We start from the raw sequence: 14,749 nt of genomic DNA, 5'->3' as shown, positions 1-14,749 counted from the left end.
GGCGCCGGGTCGGAACCGTGAAGCCACGGCCGCCCGGGCATCCGTCGGCGGGAGCCTCGTGTCTGCCTGTCATGAACGGAGACTAGGACTCAGCCGCTGCGGCCACCACCCCTTGACTGCTCTGCAGTCGGCCTCCTCAGGTTGTTTAGCAAGGCTAATGAGCTAAGCTAAGTAACATGACCACTCTCGCGCAGCAGGCATCGCAGGTGCGCCTGGCGACCTTCCGACTTGCGCGGCGCATGCGAGCGCAGAAATCCGATGACAGCATCACCGATGGCCAGATGACGGTGCTCATGACGCTCTCGAAGCAGCCATCGCTCACGCTGTCGGCCCTCGCCGAGCGCGAGCGGGTGAGCGCCCCCTCGATGAACCGCACGGTGAACTGCCTCGAAGAGGCGGGCTTCCTCGCTCGCGCCGAAGACGGCGAGGACCGCCGCAAGACCAACATCAGCCTCACCCCATCGGGCCAGGAGGTCGTGAAGAAGACGGTCTCGCAACGCGACGCCTGGCTGACTGAGCGGATGCGCGCCCTCACGCCCGACGAACGCGACGTGCTCGCGCGCGCGGCTGAACTCATGGGGAGGCTCGCGACCCAGTGATGTTCCGCAGCCTGCGCATCCACAACTACCGGCTCTGGTTCATCGGAGCCCTCATCTCGAACATCGGCGGCTGGATGCAGTCGACCACCCAGGACTGGGTCGTGCTGACCGAGCTCAGCCACAACAACGCGACCGCCGTCGGAACCACCTTGGCCCTGCAGTTCGGGCCGCAGCTGCTGCTCGTTCCCCTCACCGGCGCCGTCATCGACCGCTTCGATCGCCGCAGGCTGCTGATGGTGACGCAGAGCGTTCTGCTGCTGCTCGCCGTCGGCCTCGGGCTACTGCTTCTCGGCGGCCACGCCCAGCTCTGGCACGTCTACGCCTTCGCGCTCGCCCTCGGCGTCGCCAACGCCTTCGACGCACCCGCTCGCCAGACCTTCGTCTCCGACGTCGTCTCGGGGGCGAACGCCTCCAACGCGGTCGCCCTGAACGCGGCATCCTTCAACACCGCTCGCCTCATCGGACCGGCTGCAGCGGGCGGGCTCATCGTGCTCGTCGGCTCGGGATGGGTCTTCCTCATCAACGCGCTCACGTTCATCGCCATGATCGTCGCGCTGCTCATGCTGCGCACCGAGGAACTCGCCCACCGACCCCGGCCCGTGCGAACGGGTAATCCGCTCGTGCAGGGCTTCCGTTACGTCGGTGGCCGCAGCGACCTGGTGACGGTGCTCGTCATCGTCTTCCTCATCGGCGCGTTCGGCATGAACTTCCCCATCTTCTCCTCGACGATGGCGGTCATGTTCGGCCAGGGCGCCGGGCAGTACGGGGTGGTCTCATCGATCCTCGCGATCGGCTCCCTCACCGGGGCGCTGCTCTCGGCGCGGCGGGAACGCGCTCGGCTCCGGGTGGTGCTCATCGGCGCCGGATGCTTCGGGCTGGCCGCCCTCATCGCGTCGCTCATGCCGAACTACGGGGCCTTCGCCGCATCCACGATCCTCATCGGGTTCAGCTCGGTGACCCTGCTCACGACGGCCAATGGGTACGTGCAGACGACGACGCCCGCCGGCGTGCGGGGTCGCGTGATGTCGCTCTACACCGCCATCCTCATGGGCGGCACGCTCATCGGCGCGCCGATCGTCGGCTGGGTGGCGGATGCGTTCGGCCCACGCTGGGCGCTCGGGGTGGCGGCTCTTTCGGGCGCCGCCGCGCTCGCGGTCGGCCTCGGCTGGCTCGTCGCCGCGCGCGGCCTGCGCCTGGCCCGTAGCCCCCAGTCGCGCTGGGGAGTCGGCATCGCGTGGGCCGGTTCCAGCGACGCCATCGCGGCGGGCGACGGCGTCGCGCACAGCGCGGATCCGGAGCACTTCTCCGACCAGATCGCCATGACCTCTCCGATCGCGCTGCCGAAGCTGCCCGAGCGCGCACCCCAGCGTTCCACCGGCGAGCCCGGCCGCGCCTGAGCGACCAACCCCTGGTCGGTCAGATCGCGCCGCCCGTTAATTCGGCGAGCGCGGCATCCCGGCACGGTTCGAGCCTGTGCGGTACCAGCCCTCGCAGCACCCCCGGTCCTAGGCTGCTGACATGACGGATGCGCCTTCCGGCCCCGAACCGTTCACCTCCCGCGCGAGCACCGAGAGCCTGACCGACCTGCGCACCAGGCTGAGGGCGACCCGCTGGCCCGACGAGCCGGCCGACGCCGGCTGGTCGCTCGGCACCGACCTCGGCTTCCTGCGGGAGCTCGCCGGGTATTGGGCCGACGGATTCGACTGGGGAAGCCAGGAAACGGCGCTAGCCCGGCTGCCCCGTTTCCGCGTCGCGCTCCGCGGCGTGGGGATCCACTTCGTGCACGCTCGGGCCGTCGCCCCCGTCGGTCCGGTTCTTCCGCTGGTGCTCAGTCACGGCTGGCCGGATTCCTTCTGGCGCTACTCGAAGGTCATCCCGCTGCTGACCGATCCCGGGGCGCATGGCGCCGACCCTGCCGACGCCTTCGATGTCGTCGTGCCCGACATGCCCGGATTCGGGTACTCCGACCGTCCCGCGGGTGCGCCGCTGGACTCGATCGCCGTCGCGGGCCTGTGGGCCGAGCTCATGCGAGTGCTGGGCTATGAGCACTTCGGCGCCGCGGGAGGCGACATCGGCAGCCACGTCAGCCGCTACCTCGCCCTGGACCACCCGGATCGCGTCGTGGCGGTGCACCGCACGGATGCCGGCGTGCCCGTGCCGAGCGCCCTGCCGACCGATCTCACGGCGCAGGAACGGGCATGGGTCGCCGACGCCGCTGCTTGGGGCGCGTCGGAGGGCGCCTACGCGGCGATGCATCGCACCAAGCCGCAGACGGTGGCGTTCGGCCTGACCGACTCACCGGTCGGCCTGGCCGCCTGGATCGTGGAGAAGCTGTCGTCGTGGAGCGACGGCGACGACGTGACGCAGGCGTTCACGCCCGACGAGCTCCTCACCGATATCACCCTCTACTGGCTCACGGGCACGATCGGCTCGTCGATGCGCATGTACAGCGCGAACGCAGCGATTCCGCCTGCACAGCTCTCCCGCCGGGTCGAGGTGCCCTCCGGATTCGCTCTGTTCCCGGGCGACATCCTGCGGCCGCCGCGGGCATGGCTCGAACGCACGACGAACCTCGTGCACCTCTCAGAGCCCGAGCGCGGCGGCCACTTCGCTGCGTTCGAAGAGCCGGAGCTGTATGCCCGAGAGCTGCGGGACTTCTTCCGCCCCTACCGACCCGCCGCCCGCTGATCCGACTGGCCGCCGAGCGCGTCAGGCGAGCGGAAGACGGCCCAGCCCATCGACGACCGGGATCGACGCGAGCAGTCGGGCGGTGTAGTTGGTGGCCGGGCTGTTCCAGACCTGCTCGATGGCGCCTTCCTCGACAATACGGCCGGACTGCATGACGGCGACCCGATCGGCGATCACGCGCACGACCGACAGGTCGTGGCTGATGAAGAGCAGCGATGCGCCGTTCTTCAACGCCACATCGCGCATCAGCGTGGCGACCCGCGCTTGCAACGAGGCATCCAGGGAGGCGATCGGCTCGTCTCCGATGAGCACCTGCGGCGCCGCGGCGATCGCACGCGCGATCGCGATGCGCTGTCGTTGACCGCCCGAGAACTGATGTGGATACAACCGGGCAGCGGATGCCTCGAGGCCGACATCGGCAAGCAACTGACCGACGGTCGAGCGCGCTGCACCGGCCACGGCGAAACCGTCGGCGATCTGCGCACCGACCCGGCGGCGCGGATTCAGTGACGCATAGGGGTTCTGGAAGACCATCTGGATGCGGCGCAGGTGAGCCGGCCGACGGCGCAGGCCCAGCCGTCCGATCGGCTCGCCGTCGAATGCGATCGAGCCCGACGCGAGTGGCTCCAGCCCGCAGATCGCTCGGGCGAGAGTGGACTTGCCACAGCCGGACTCCCCCACGAGCCCGACCACCTCGCCCGGGTCCAACGCGAGGGAGACGCCGTCGACGGCGGTCAGATCGCCGCGCCCGCGGCGCTTGTACCGCACGCTCACATCGTCGATAACGAGATGACCGCTCATGAAGCCCCCTCCACATCCGCCGCCTCATCCGCCGCCACATTAACCGCGACCGATTCGATCGGTCCGTGCCGCACGGTTGGATCGGTGTTCGGCAAGGCGTCGATGAGTGCCCGCGTGTAGTCGCTGGCCGGTTCACGGATGACCTGGTAGCGCGTGCCGTGCTCGACGATCATTCCTTCGCGCATGACCGCGATCGTGTCGGCGAGCGCCGACATCACCCCGAGGTCGTGCGTGACGAGCAGGATGGCGAGATCGAGCGTGTCGCAGAGCTCGCGCAGCAACGCGAGGATGCCGGCTTGGACCGTGACATCCAGTGCGGTGGTCGGCTCGTCGGCGATGAGCACGTCGGGGTCGCAGGCCAAGGCGATCGCGATCGCAATTCGCTGCAACTGCCCGCCCGAGAACTGGTGCGGGTACTTGCCCAGTGCCGCATCCGGCTCGGGCACCCGGACACGCTCGAGCAGTTCGATGGCGCGAGCTCGAGCGGCAGCCCGGGACAGGTCGAGATGGTGCCGCACGTGGTCGGTGAGCTGCGACCCGATCGAGATCATCGGATGCAGGCTCGCCGTCGGGTCCTGGAAGATCATCGCGATCTCTCGGCCGCGCAGACGATTCATCGCGCGCGGCGACAGCTCCAGCAGGTCATCGACCTGCCGACGGCTTCCCGAGAACGAGATGGTGCCCGTGACCCTCGACCCCGCCGGCTGGAGACCGCAGACGGACAGGCCGGTCAGGGTCTTTCCCGACCCCGACTCCCCGGCAAGCCCCGTGATCGAGCCCGCGGGCACGTCGAGGTCGATACCGCGCAGGATCCGCTTGGGTTGCGTGACAGGTCCGAGCTCCAGTGCGAGGTTCCGGATCTCGAGGCCCTTCATACCGACACCCCCTGCACTGTGCCGGCGGAGCGCGGATCCAGGGCGTCGCGCATGGCGTCGCCGAGGAAGTTGAACGCCATGACCACTGTGAAGATGGCGAGGCCCGGGAAGGCCGCTATCCACCATGCACTGAAGTTCTGCACGCCGTCCGAGACCATCGATCCCCACTCCGCGGTCGGCGGTGTTGCCCCCAGTCCCAAAAACGACAGACCCGAGAGCAGCAGGATCGCGTTGCCGAAGTCGAGCGTGGCCAGCACGAGCACCGGCGCCGCGACGTTCGGAAGCACATCGCGGCCGAGCGATCGCAGCGACCCCGCGCCGAGCAGGCGCCCTGCGATCACGTACTCCCGTCCGCGTTCGCCGAGCACCATCGAGCGCATGACGCGGGCGTAGCTCGGCCACGATACGACGAGCAGTGCGACGACGGCATTGGCGAGGCTGGGCCCCAGGGATGCCGCGACGATCATGGCCAGGATGATCGTCGGAAAGGCGAAGACGAGGTCGGAGATGCGCATGATGATCTCGTCGAGGGCCCGCCCCAGGTACCCAGCCAGGGCGCCGAGCACGGAACCGATGACGAGAGAGCCCGTCACGAGGATGAGAGCCAGGGGCAGCGAGACCCGCGCGCCGTACAGCGTGCGCGAGAGCACGTCGCGGCCGACGGCATCCGTTCCGAACCAGTGCTGCAGGTTCGGTGCCGCCAAGCGCGGAAAGTCCTGCGCGAGCGGATCGTAGGGGGCGATGAGCGGGGCGAAGATGGCAATGACGACCCACAGCGCGACGACCGTGCCACCCACGATCGTGAACGGTCGCCGCCAGACCGACGAGCGCAGAAGGGTGCGGCGCTTGACAGCGACGTCGAGGATATCGGTCACTGCAGCCTCACTCTCGGGTCGATGAGGCCGTAGATGACGTCGATGACGAAGTTCGTGACGATGTAGACGACTCCGACGACGAGGCCGACCCCCATGACGGCGGGCAGGTCGAGCGTGGTCGCCGCCTTGTAGGCGTACTGTCCGATGCCGCCCCATCCGAAGACCTGTTCCGTCAGGACCGTGCCGGAGAGCAGCGAGCCGAAGGCCAGACCGACGATGGTGAGGATGGGCAGAAGCGCTCCTCGCAGCGTGTAGCCGAAGACAACCCGTGCGGAGCCGAGCCCCTTGGCTCGAGCTGCGCGGATGTAGTCCATGCCGAGAACATCGAGCACGGCGGAGCGTGCGAAGCGTACAAGCAGGCCGACCGTGTAGAGCGTGAGCACAACACCCGGCAAGATCAGGTGCGAGAACGCGTCCGCGAACGTCGCCCCGTCCCCTGCCAACAGGGCATCCACGGTGTACATCCCCGTGACCGTAGGAGGCGCCGTCGCGGCCGGGTCGAGGCGTCCGCTGCCGGGCGCCCAGTGAAGTTGGTAGAAGAACACGAAGTAGATCACGAGGGCGAGCCAGAACGTCGGGATGGAGATACCCGCGAGGCTCACGACCCGGATGACCTGGTCGGAGATCCTGTTGTGGCGAAGCGCGGCGATGAGGCCCAACCCGAGACCGATGATGATCGAGAAGAAGATGACGAACAGCGCCAGCTCGGCCGTCGCGGGAAACGCGACCGCGAGGTCTTGGGAGACCGGGTTGTGCGTCTGGGTCGAGGTGCCCAGGTTGCCCTGCAGCAGATGACCGAGATAGATGAAGTACTGGGCGACGACGGGCTGGTCGAGACCCTGCGCCTTGCGGAAGGCTGCGACCACCTCCGGATCCGCTGCGGCCCGCTCACCGAGGGCAGCCTGCGCGGGGTCGGAGGGCACCAGATTGGTCAGCACGAAGGTGACGATGCTCACCCCGATGATCAGCAGCAGACTGACGCCCGAACGCAGGGCGATATAGCGCAGCAACGGATGCTGACGCCGCCGGTCCTCGGGCGGCGTCAGAGCACGCTCGGTGTCGGTGCTACTTGATTGCAGCGAGGTCAACAGTCCACACGGGGTTGAGGTCCAGGGTTTTCACCGACTTCGCGGTCACGACGAACTGGCCGGGCTGCAGCACCGGAACGAACGGCCCGGTCGCGTTCGCAGCGGTCTGCCACGCCTGGTAGGCGGCGGCGCGATCATCGCCGACGGCCGCCGAGGCCGCATCCGCCGCCTGGGTGACAGCGGCGTCGGTGCCTTCGGCCCAGCCGGCGCGGAGGCCCAGCGACTGACCGGGGTTGAAGACAAGGTAGTCCGAGGGGTCCGGAAAATCGGGGCCCCAGTACATGATCCCCGACTGCAACGTGCCGGCACGGTAGGCGTCGAGGAAGGTGGCGATGGGCGAGGGCGCGAGCGTGAGCGTGATGCCGACGCTCTTCAACTGCGATTGGATCGCCTCGGCGAGGGTCTGCATCTGCAGGCCGTTGACGGTGATGTCGTTGGGATAGGCGAAGGTGACCTCTTGACCGCTGTAGCCGGATGCCGCCAGCGCCGCCTTCGCGGCATCCGCGTCGAAGACGTTCGCGGGGTCGGACTCGAGCGCACCGAGGAACTGCGACGGCACCATTCCGCCCGGCTGGGTCGAGCCCGCGCCCGCGATCTCCTGGATCTTCTTGTAGTCGATGCCCTTGCGCACGGCGGTCAGGAAGTCTTTGTTGTTGGTGACTCCGGCGCCCACAGCGGCGTCCTGATTGAACCAGGTGTAGATCACGTCGGGCGATGTGCCCTTGATCGTGGTCGTTTTCGAGTCGTCGAGCCCCTCGATCTGGTCGGCGTTCAGGCCGAGTGCGACCTGCGCGGTGCCGGCCTGCACGTTGATCTTCTGCGTCGGACCGGCGACGTTTTCCAGCACGACCCTGCTGTAGGCCGGCGTGTCTCCGGCGTAGTGCGGGTTGAGCTTGAAGACCACCTTCGTTGTCACGCCATAGGACTCGATCTCGTACGGCCCCGATCCGGCGGAGGTCTTGTTGAGGAACGCCTCGGCCGAGTCGGAATCGTCTTCGGCGCCGCCGTTCTTCTTGACGAGCTTGGAGTTCAGGATGCCGAGAGAGGGGTTGGGGAGGATGAACGGAAGCGCGGGGTTGGGGGTGGCTGTCGTGAGGGTGAGGGTCTTGTCGTCGACCTTGGCCACAGTGACGCCGTCGAGCAGGAACGACGGATTGCCCTTGATGCCCTGCACGCGGTTGAGCGAGAAGACGATGTCGTCGACCGTGACGGGCGTTCCGTCGGAGAAGGTGTGCGTGCCATTGAGAGTGAGGGTGAGCACCGTGTTGTCGGCGTTCTCCTCGTACGTGGCGATCTGCGGCACGGGCTTCGTCACGTCGGAACCGTCGAAACCGAGCAGCGTCTCGTAGAGCGCCCGGTCGACGATGGACCCCGTGAGTTCGAAGGCCCGTGCCGGGTCGGCGGTCTTGAGGTCGAAGGACTGGTCGACGACGAGGGCCTTCGAGGCGGCGGTGGAGCCGCCTCCCCCACCCGCCGAGCATCCCGTCACCGCAAGGGCCACGGCCATCCCCATGGCGGCGAGCGCCGCCCCAGTGCGCTGTGTGTGCTTCATGTGCGTCGATCCCCGTTCATCGCTGGGCCTGCGGTCACGCCGGCATTCAGTGCACGCCGTAGTTTTCCTCACCATAGACGCGTTCACGTTTCACGGGTGTTTCGCCACCCTGAAGGGGAGTCAGGGAGATTGCGGGTGCTCTCGTCAGAGCTCGAGCGCTACGGACGTTCGGGGGTTCGTGAACCGGTCATCCGTCGCACGCAGCACGCGCAGCACGTTCTCGCTGGCGAGTGCGGCCAGCTCGGTCTGCGACCAGCCGCGTTCGACGAGTTCCTCGAACAGGAGCGGATAGCCGTCGACTCCTTCCATTCCCACGGGAAAGTCATCAGTGCCGTCGTAGTCTCCGCCCAACCCGATGTGCCGCCAGCCGGCAACGTCGCGGCCGTGTTCGACATGGTCGGCCAGGTCGGACACTCGCACAGGAGGAGCAGGCTCGCTGCGGTCGCTCTCGAACCAGGCGGCGAAGTCATCCGTGAGGAACTGGGGAACGAAGGTGATCATCTGCACGCCGCCGTTCGTCGACAGTCGCGCGAGCACGTCATCCGGCACGTTGCGAGGATGCCGCGCCAGAGCGGCGCAGGAACTGTGGCTGAAGATGACCGGCGAATCGCTCACGTCGAGCGCGGCGTGCATCGTGGCCGGCGAGACATGGGAGAGGTCGACGAGCATGCCCAACCGATTGAGCTCGCGAACGTAGTCCCTGCCCCTCTCCGACAGGCCGCCGTGGCGCACGCTGTCGGTGGCCGAGTCTGCCCAGGCGGTGTTGTGGACGTGCGTCAAGGTCAGGTATCGCACACCCAGCTGGGCGAACATGCGAAGCACAGCGGGAGAGTCCGCGATGCTGTGGGCCCCCTCGGCTCCGAGCAGGCTCGCGATGCGACCCGTAACCATGGCCGCGTCGACATCCGCGGCGGTTCGGGCCAACGTGAAGACGTCGGGGTAACGCGCGACCAGACGATGCACCCAGTCGATCTGCTGCAGCGTGCCGACGACCGATTCGGCCTCGGGTTGCTCGTCAGACGTGTAGACCGACCAGAACTGTCCGCCGACCTGGCCGGCCCGCAGCCTGGGAATGTCGGTGTCGAATGCCGGCGAGAGATCAACATCGAGACCCTCGACCGAGTAGCCGCGTCGCGCTCGCGCCTCCCAGGCCCAGTCGTTGTGCCCGTCGATCACCCTCAGTGCCGCGATGTCGACGCCGCCGGGGACCGCGCCCGTGACGGCGCCCCGAGATTGCTCCCCGCTCATCGCCTCACTGTATCGGCGCGGTCGCACACGCCGCAGCATCGCCGACTTGCCACTCTTTGCGGCTTCGGTGGCTCGGAAACCCACAGAAAGTGGCAAGTCGGTCGCCCTCAGACCGCGTCGGGGATGGGCTCCTTCGGAAGCTTGCGCACCTTCGCGCGGCGCTTGCGACGCTCGGGGATCATGAGGCGCATCTCTTCGAGGCGCCCGAAGCAGAGCAGGCGGTCCTCGGCCTCGAGCTCGACGGATCCGCGGGGATTCGGGATGACGGACGCGCCTCGGTGCAGGGTGAGCACGGTGATATCGCGCTCACCCAGCCCCGAATCGCTGATGCGCTTGCCCACGATGTCGGCCCCGCCACGCACGACGAGCTCGGCGACGCCGTAGCCCGTCGAGACCGTGAGCCGCTGACGCACGTCGATCTCGGGGAAGCCGACCTGGTTGTCGATGAAGTCGATGATGGCGCCGGCGACGTCGAGGTTGGTGGCACTCTCGATGCCCTGCAGGCCCGGCGACGAGTTGACCTCCATGACGAGCGGGCCATCCGAGCCCTCGAGCATGTCGACTCCGGCAACACGCAGGCCCATGATCTGCGCCGAGCGCACCGCAGCCTGCTCGTACTCCGGCTCGAGCTCGACGGCCTCGACCGATCCGCCGCGGTGCACGTTGGAGCGGAACTCGTCGCCGCTGGCCGTGCGTCGCATCGCGGCGACCACCCGATCGCCCACCACGAGGGCCCGGATGTCGCGGCCCTTGCTCTCGGCGACGAACCGCTGGATCAGCACGTTCTGCTTGGTGGAGTGCAGCGTCTCGATGATCGCCTCGGCGACCTTCACCTCGGGGGCGAGGATCACGCCGATGCCCTGCGTGCCCTCGAGCAGCTTGATGACGACGGGAGCACCGCCCACGCTCGCGATCGCGGGGCGCATGTCGGCCCGGTTGCGCACGAAGGCCGTTGCCGGCATCCCGATGTTGTGCCGCGAGAGGATCTGGTTGGCCCGCAGCTTGTCGCGCGAGTTCGTGATGCCGTTCGCGGTGTTCGGCGTGTAGACATCCATCTGCTCGAATTGGCGCACGACGGCCGTGCCGAAGTAGGTGATCGAGTTGCCGATGCGAGGCAGGATGGCGTCGTAGTCCGAGAGCGGGCGACCGCGGTACTGCAGGTCGGGCTCGGCTCCGGCGAGGTCGATCGCGAAGCGCAGGGTGTCGAGCACCTTGACCTGGTGACCGCGCTGAAGTGCGGCTGCACGCAGTCGCTGAGTGGAATACGCCTGCGGGGCGCGCGAGAGGATCGCAAGTTTCAACGGAAGCCCCTGAGATGATGATGGCGTGGCAGAACCTACCCATCTAAACACCCCCGCAGGGTGGCGCGAGTGGGTGAGCCTGCCGCAGCTCGCCGTGCCTTGGATCAAGGCCAAGCTCGACACCGGCGCGGCCACGTCGTCGCTGCACGCGTTCGATCTGGAGGAGTTCGAACGGGACGGTGCCGACTGGGTGCGCTTCCGCGTGCGCCCGTGGCAGGAATCGGATGACGACACCGTCACGGTCGAGCGACCCGTGCACGATCGCCGCTCGGTGCGCAGCTCTTCGGGGCACGTCGACGACCGGCTCGTCGTACTACTGGAGATCGTGCTGCTCGGACGCACGCTCGAGGCGGAGGTCTCGCTCAGCAACCGCGACGAGATGGGCTTCCGGATGCTCGTGGGCAGGCAGGCACTGCGCCAGGGCTTCCTCGTCGACGCCGGCGCCTCGTTCCTGGGCGGTCGGGCGCCGCGCCCGGTGCGGCACCGCAACCGCGGGCGGTGATGCTGGGCGCGCGCCCCGCATCCCGCCGACGCGCCACTCTGGTGGTTTCGGGCGCAGTGGCTTCGGGCGCAGTGGCTTCGGGCGCGCGAAAACCCGCAAGAAGTGGCACGTGGCCCGGAATGGGGCGCGGCCTACGCTGAGGGGATGAGTGATCTTCTCGTCAGCGTTCCCGGCCGAACGCTTCGCGACGCCGTCGAGGCCATGGGCCCGCTGCCCGACGTCGAGTTCATCGAGTGGGACCTGAACGCTCCGGCTCCCCGCGACCGCTTCGACATCGTGGTGCCGCCCTACATGGACGCGCTCGGCCGGCTCGGCGCCCTCGCCTCGGTGCAGACGCGGCTCGTGCAGAGCCAGTCGATCGGCTACGACGGCGTGGAGGACGCCCTGCCCGCCGGCGTCGTCTATGCGAACGCCGCATCCGTGCACGAGGCCTCGACGGCGGAGCTGACCGTCGGCCTGATACTGGCCGCCCAGCGCGGCATCCCCGATTTCGTGCGCGCCGCCGATCGCGGGCAGTGGCAGCCGAGCCGGCGCCCGAGCCTCGCCGACCGGTCGGTGCTGCTCGTGGGAGTCGGCGGGGTGGGCCGGGCCATCGCCGATCGGCTGGCTCCGTTCGAGGTGCTCCTGACCCGCGTCGCACGCCACGCCCGCGACGATGATCGCGGCCACGTGCACGGCATCGACGAGCTGCCGCGGCTGCTGCCCGAGGCGGAGATCGTCGTGATCGCCGTACCGCTCTCGGAGCAGACCACCGGCCTGGTGGATGCCGCCTTCCTCGCCGCACTGCCCGACGGGGCACTGGTCGTCAACATCGCCCGGGGCGCGGTGCTCGACACGCCTGCTCTGCTCGCCGAGCTGCAGAGCGGTCGACTGCGCGCGGCGCTCGACGTGACAGATCCCGAGCCGCTGCCCGACGGGCATCCGCTCTTCACCGCGCCGGGCGTGCTGATCAGCCCGCACGTGGGCGGCGCGACGACGGCCATGATGCCGCGCATGGCGCGCCTGCTGCGCGACCAGATCGAGCGGATGCTGCGCGGCAAGCCGCCGCGCAACGTGGTGCTGCGCACCTGAGCGCCGCCCGGCCGGTCCCGGTCCCGCCCCGCCGCCGCGCCGCGCCCCGCCCCACCCCGCAGCGCTCTTGCGCCACGTGTTCCGCCGTTGCGCCAGAACAACGGGCGCAACGCCCGTGGAAGTGGCGCAACGCGAATCGGGAGGTGGGGTGGCAGGCCGGGGAGAGGCGGCGGGGCGGCGCCGCCCTAGACTTGAGGCGAGCGAGCGGGAGGCACGCCCTGATGAACGGAACCGCGGAACCGCGCGTCGCGGTCTACATCGACTTCGACAACATCGTCATCTCGCGCTATGACCAGATCCACGGTCGCGGATCGTTCAGCAAGGACCGCGCGCGCAACGCGTCGCGTCCGGCATCCGCCACCGCGACCGGAGTCGCCGCCGTCGAAGGCGTTCCCGCCAAGCTCGCCGCGGCCACCGTCGACCTCGGCGCCGTACTCGACTACGCCTCGTCGTTCGGCGACATCGCCGTGTGCCGGGCGTACGCCGACTGGTCCGTTCCGGTGAACGCGGGCTACCGGATGCAGCTCATCGAGCGCGCTGTCGACCTCGTGCAGCTCTTTCCCACGACGGCCGCGATGAAGAACGGCGCCGACATCCGGCTGGCCGTCGACGTGATCGAAGACCTGTTCCGCCTGCCCGATCTCACGCACGTCGTGATCGTCGCCGGCGACTCGGACTACATCGCGCTCGCCCAGCGCGCGAAGGTGCTCGGGCGATACGTGATCGGCATCGGCGTGGCGGGCGCCACGAGCAAGGCCCTCACCGCCGCCTGCAACGAGTTCGCCGACTACGACGCCCTTCCGAGCTTCAGCACCGAGGCCGCCGATGACGACGAGCCCGATGCCGCCGACGGCGCTGACAGCGCGCTCGACGAGGCCGACGCGGCTGCCACCGATGAGGAGCCCGAGCAGCCGGAGTCGCCGATCGTGCTCGAGTCCGGCCTGCAGCCCGCGTTCGTGCAGCCGAGCACCGCGCCTCGGGCCGCCGCTCAGGGCCCGGTGCAGAACAAGCCCTCCCAGAAGTCGGCCGAGCGCACGGCGCGCAAGCTGCTCGTCCGCGCCCTCGAACTCGGCGAGGCGAAGAACGACGAGGAGTGGCAGTCCAGCGGTGTGGTGAAGAACCAGATGCAGCGCATGGACCCGAGCTTTCAGGAGCGCGCCCTGGGCTTCTCGTCGTTCACCGACTTCGTGAAGGCCGAGGGCGGCCTCGTCGAGCTCGACGAGACGCACCCCTCGCGTCGCATCCGTCTGCGGCGTTCGGGCCGGCAGGCGTAGCGAGCGCTCGCTCGGCCGCTGGCCCGTTGCGGCGTTGCGCCACCTTCTCGGCCGTTGCGCCAGAACATGTGGCGCAAGGGCGCTCGACGTGGCGCAACGTGCGAGGCGTCGACGAGACCATCCGTCACGCGGGTCTCGCGGCTCGTTCCGTTTCCCGTCCGGTGATGGATGCGGCAGACTCCCCCGAAAACGCAGGACCAGCGGCACGGCGCGCCCCTCACAGCCCCGCCGTGCCGCTCATCCTGCGTTTCCCGGCGGGAGGCGACTCAGCTTCCCGATGGACGGATGAGGCGGTTCTCGCGCCGGTCGAGCGTATGGGCCGACAGCACCCGCCAGAACTCCTCGCCCTGCACTGCCGCGAGAGCCTCGGGAACCTCCACCAAGGCCGCGCGTTGATCGGCATGCGGCAGCAGTCGCACGTGCACCGCCCCTCCGTCGTCTGCCGAGCCCTCGTGCACCCGGCTCGCCGCGACGATGCCGCCGCCCGCATCCGTGACGACCCAGAGCATCCGGGTCTCGTCGCGCTCAGACATTTCCGCCTCCCTGGATCGAGAAGCTGCAGCCCTCGCCGCCGATGTTGGTGACTGTGACGATGTACACCACCGGATTCGGCGAGTCCGGATGCCGGCGGATGGCCTTGCGCTCCTTGGTGTGCTCGCTCACCATCAGCCGGCCCTCATGCGAGCCGCGCCCGTTGTGCTGTGGATCGGCCATTATCCACTGGGCGCCGAAGTCCTCGCCGCCCCACTCCTCGTCGGGCACGAGGTTGCCGCGTGCCAGTGCGATCCGCGTGCTGGCACCTGGCTGGAGCCAGAAGTCGCCCACACCGTTGAATGACATCGTCGCCTCCGTTCGGATGCCGCGCCGGCATCCGT

Annotated in this window: 15 protein-coding genes; 6 read left to right on the top strand and 9 right to left on the bottom strand. The window is 68.7% G+C overall.

All coding sequences use genetic code 11. The features are described from left to right. The first annotated feature begins 176 nt into the window (after positions 1–176). The 3 genes from WDJ51_RS11335 to WDJ51_RS11325 all read left to right on the top strand — a co-directional run bounded on the left by WDJ51_RS11335 (position 177) and on the right by WDJ51_RS11325 (position 3,287). Positions 177–599, top strand: coding sequence for a MarR family winged helix-turn-helix transcriptional regulator (locus WDJ51_RS11335; protein ID WP_337852569.1), 423 nt, complete (start codon positions 177–179; stop codon positions 597–599). Beyond that, the gene (locus tag WDJ51_RS11330) at positions 599–1,996 is read left to right on the top strand and encodes an MFS transporter (protein WP_337852880.1); all 1,398 of its coding nucleotides are present in this window, start codon (positions 599–601) and stop codon (positions 1,994–1,996) included. Before WDJ51_RS11335 ends, WDJ51_RS11330 begins: the two co-directional genes overlap by 1 nt. A 121-nt stretch (positions 1,997–2,117) precedes the next feature. After that, the gene (locus tag WDJ51_RS11325; RefSeq protein ID WP_337852568.1) at positions 2,118–3,287 is read left to right on the top strand and encodes an epoxide hydrolase family protein; all 1,170 of its coding nucleotides are present in this window, start codon (positions 2,118–2,120) and stop codon (positions 3,285–3,287) included. A gap of 21 nt (positions 3,288–3,308) precedes the next feature. On the opposite strand, the gene WDJ51_RS11320 is transcribed toward WDJ51_RS11325, so the two are convergent. The 7 genes from WDJ51_RS11320 to WDJ51_RS11290 all read right to left on the bottom strand — a co-directional run bounded on the left by WDJ51_RS11320 (position 3,309) and on the right by WDJ51_RS11290 (position 11,027). Next, positions 3,309–4,088: an ABC transporter ATP-binding protein gene (locus WDJ51_RS11320; RefSeq protein WP_337852567.1), complete on the bottom strand. Its 780-nt coding sequence runs from the start codon at positions 4,086–4,088 to the stop codon at positions 3,309–3,311. Next, complete coding sequence (locus tag WDJ51_RS11315) at positions 4,085–4,963, bottom strand: ABC transporter ATP-binding protein (RefSeq protein WP_337852566.1); 879 nt, start codon at positions 4,961–4,963, stop codon at positions 4,085–4,087. The genes WDJ51_RS11320 and WDJ51_RS11315 overlap by 4 nt, the downstream gene beginning before the upstream one ends. Further along, complete coding sequence (locus tag WDJ51_RS11310; RefSeq protein ID WP_337852565.1) at positions 4,960–5,838, bottom strand: ABC transporter permease; 879 nt, start codon at positions 5,836–5,838, stop codon at positions 4,960–4,962. Before WDJ51_RS11310 ends, WDJ51_RS11315 begins: the two co-directional genes overlap by 4 nt. Beyond that, a complete protein-coding gene (locus WDJ51_RS11305) occupies positions 5,835–6,926 on the bottom strand; it encodes an ABC transporter permease (RefSeq protein WP_337852564.1) in 1,092 nt (363 codons plus the stop codon). The genes WDJ51_RS11310 and WDJ51_RS11305 overlap by 4 nt, the downstream gene beginning before the upstream one ends. Further along, entirely contained in the window at positions 6,904–8,478 is a 1,575-nt protein-coding gene (locus WDJ51_RS11300; RefSeq protein WP_337852563.1) for an ABC transporter substrate-binding protein, read from the bottom strand. The genes WDJ51_RS11305 and WDJ51_RS11300 overlap by 23 nt, the downstream gene beginning before the upstream one ends. Positions 8,479–8,622: 144 nt before the next feature. Continuing rightward, positions 8,623–9,726: a dipeptidase gene (locus WDJ51_RS11295; protein ID WP_337852562.1), complete on the bottom strand. Its 1,104-nt coding sequence runs from the start codon at positions 9,724–9,726 to the stop codon at positions 8,623–8,625. A 107-nt stretch (positions 9,727–9,833) separates the two neighbouring features. Next, a complete protein-coding gene (locus WDJ51_RS11290) occupies positions 9,834–11,027 on the bottom strand; it encodes a RimK family alpha-L-glutamate ligase (protein WP_337852561.1) in 1,194 nt (397 codons plus the stop codon). A 25-nt stretch (positions 11,028–11,052) separates the two neighbouring features. On the opposite strand from WDJ51_RS11290, the gene WDJ51_RS11285 reads away from it, so the two are divergent. The 3 genes from WDJ51_RS11285 (at position 11,053) to WDJ51_RS11275 (ending at position 13,874) form a co-directional block, all read left to right on the top strand. Then, the gene (locus WDJ51_RS11285) at positions 11,053–11,529 is read left to right on the top strand and encodes an ATP-dependent zinc protease family protein (RefSeq protein WP_337852560.1); all 477 of its coding nucleotides are present in this window, start codon (positions 11,053–11,055) and stop codon (positions 11,527–11,529) included. A gap of 144 nt (positions 11,530–11,673) precedes the next feature. Beyond that, positions 11,674–12,600, top strand: a complete 927-nt coding sequence (locus WDJ51_RS11280; RefSeq protein WP_337852559.1) for a 2-hydroxyacid dehydrogenase — start codon at positions 11,674–11,676, stop codon at positions 12,598–12,600. 221 nt (positions 12,601–12,821) lie between these two features. After that, a complete protein-coding gene (locus tag WDJ51_RS11275) occupies positions 12,822–13,874 on the top strand; it encodes an NYN domain-containing protein (RefSeq protein ID WP_337852558.1) in 1,053 nt (350 codons plus the stop codon). A 266-nt stretch (positions 13,875–14,140) separates the two neighbouring features. Here the strand turns inward: WDJ51_RS11275 and WDJ51_RS11270 are convergent, their stop codons facing one another. Continuing rightward, the gene (locus WDJ51_RS11270) at positions 14,141–14,407 is read right to left on the bottom strand and encodes a hypothetical protein (RefSeq protein WP_337852557.1); all 267 of its coding nucleotides are present in this window, start codon (positions 14,405–14,407) and stop codon (positions 14,141–14,143) included. Then, positions 14,400–14,714 (bottom strand): hypothetical protein, encoded by a 315-nt coding sequence (locus WDJ51_RS11265; RefSeq protein WP_337852556.1) that lies wholly within the window; start codon positions 14,712–14,714, stop codon positions 14,400–14,402. The genes WDJ51_RS11270 and WDJ51_RS11265 overlap by 8 nt, the downstream gene beginning before the upstream one ends. Positions 14,715–14,749: the final 35 nt, after the last annotated feature.

Origin of the sequence: Rathayibacter sp. YIM 133350 (assembly GCF_037404875.1) — a bacterium.
GTDB lineage: Bacteria > Actinomycetota > Actinomycetes > Actinomycetales > Microbacteriaceae > Orlajensenia.
Note: the sequence above shows the minus strand (reverse complement) of the source record. Positions and strands in the feature narration are given on the sequence as shown.

Coding starts and splice junctions, on each gene's coding strand:
- WDJ51_RS11335 (WP_337852569.1), top strand. CDS start 177: ATGACCACTCTCGCGCAGCAGGCATCGCAGGTGCGCCTGGCGACCTTC.
- WDJ51_RS11280 (WP_337852559.1), top strand. CDS start 11,674: ATGAGTGATCTTCTCGTCAGCGTTCCCGGCCGAACGCTTCGCGACGCC.
- WDJ51_RS11300 (WP_337852563.1), bottom strand. CDS start 8,478: ATGAAGCACACACAGCGCACTGGGGCGGCGCTCGCCGCCATGGGGATG.
- WDJ51_RS11295 (WP_337852562.1), bottom strand. CDS start 9,726: ATGAGCGGGGAGCAATCTCGGGGCGCCGTCACGGGCGCGGTCCCCGGC.
- WDJ51_RS11270 (WP_337852557.1), bottom strand. CDS start 14,407: ATGTCTGAGCGCGACGAGACCCGGATGCTCTGGGTCGTCACGGATGCG.
- WDJ51_RS11320 (WP_337852567.1), bottom strand. CDS start 4,088: ATGAGCGGTCATCTCGTTATCGACGATGTGAGCGTGCGGTACAAGCGC.
- WDJ51_RS11265 (WP_337852556.1), bottom strand. CDS start 14,714: ATGTCATTCAACGGTGTGGGCGACTTCTGGCTCCAGCCAGGTGCCAGC.
- WDJ51_RS11330 (WP_337852880.1), top strand. CDS start 599: ATGTTCCGCAGCCTGCGCATCCACAACTACCGGCTCTGGTTCATCGGA.
- WDJ51_RS11315 (WP_337852566.1), bottom strand. CDS start 4,963: ATGAAGGGCCTCGAGATCCGGAACCTCGCACTGGAGCTCGGACCTGTC.
- WDJ51_RS11275 (WP_337852558.1), top strand. CDS start 12,822: ATGAACGGAACCGCGGAACCGCGCGTCGCGGTCTACATCGACTTCGAC.
- WDJ51_RS11325 (WP_337852568.1), top strand. CDS start 2,118: ATGACGGATGCGCCTTCCGGCCCCGAACCGTTCACCTCCCGCGCGAGC.